The sequence below is a fragment of the Lactobacillus nasalidis genome (assembly GCF_016587775.1).
GTDB classification, from domain to species: Bacteria; Bacillota; Bacilli; order Lactobacillales; family Lactobacillaceae; genus Lactobacillus; species Lactobacillus nasalidis.
The window spans coordinates 1-1,183 of sequence record NZ_BOCG01000049.1; the positions used below are offsets into that span (position 1 = coordinate 1).

A 1,183-nucleotide genomic window follows, 5' to 3' on the forward strand; every position below is an offset into this window, starting at 1 on the left:
CAAGCTGGCGGCCCTGGACGTCTTCGTGGCCTTTGCCCAGGACGCTGAGGAAAAGAACTACTGCCGGCCGAGTTTTTCCGCCAAAAACGAGATTTTTATCAAAAACGGCCGCCATCCGGTCGTTGAAGCCGTTTTGCCGGCTGGCTCCTACATTCCAAACGACTTGATCATGGACGAGGATACCTCGATTTACCTGATCACCGGCCCGAACATGTCCGGTAAGAGCACCTACATGCGGCAGCTGGCCTTGATTGCGATCATGGCCCAGATCGGTTCTTTCGTGCCGGCTGAGAGCGCCAAGCTGCCGGTTTTTGACCAGATCTTTACCCGGATCGGGGCAGCTGATGACCTGTATTCAGGCAAGAGCACCTTCATGGTGGAAATGAGCGAGGCCAACGAGGCCCTCCAGCATGCTTCAAGCCGCTCGCTGGTCCTGTTTGACGAGATCGGCCGCGGGACGGCGACTTATGACGGGATGGCCCTGGCCGGGGCAATCATCAAGTACCTGCATGACAAGGTCGGCGCCAAGACGCTGTTTGCCACGCACTACCACGAACTGACCGAGCTGGACCAGACCCTGCCGAAGCTGAAAAACATCCACGTCGGCGCTACTGAAGAAAACGGCAAGCTGATCTTCCTGCACAAGATTCTGCCCGGCCCGGCCGACCAGTCTTACGGGATTCACGTGGCCAAATTGGCCGGCTTGCCGCGGAGTGTTTTGCGCGAGGCTTCCAGCATGCTCAAGCGCCTGGAGGCTGAAGGGGCCAGGGAAATCAACCCCAGCCAGCAGCTGGACCTCTTCAATCCGGTCGAGATTGAAGAGGATCCGGTCAATGAAGAGCAGGCCGAGCTTTTGGATGAGATCAGTCAGGTCAACCTGAATGAAAAAACGCCTCTGGAAGTCATGCAGCTGGTGGCTGACTGGCAGAAGGCCTTGAAGGAATAACAATGGCGAAAATTCATGAACTTTCAGAAAATCTGACCAACCAGATCGCGGCCGGCGAAGTCATCGAACGGCCGGCCAGCGTGGTCAAGGAGCTGGTGGAAAACGCAATCGATGCCCAGGCCAGCCGGATTAGGGTTGAAGTCCAGCATTCCGGCTTAAAACAGGTTTCGGTCCAAGACAACGGCAGCGGCATTGCCGCCGACCAGGTCGACCTGGCCTTCATGCGGCACGCGACCA

The 1,183-nt window shown here is 57.3% G+C and carries 2 protein-coding genes; both read left to right on the forward strand.

The genetic code is table 11. The features are described 5' to 3' along the window. Positions 1 to 946, forward strand: a 946-nt coding sequence (locus lacNas_RS00380; protein ID WP_444979747.1) for a MutS-related protein, incomplete at its 5' end; no start/stop codon positions are given. A 2-nt stretch (positions 947 to 948) separates the two neighbouring features. Continuing rightward, the coding region (locus tag lacNas_RS00385; protein WP_201346488.1) for an ATP-binding protein at positions 949 to 1,183 on the forward strand (235 nt) is incomplete at its 3' end.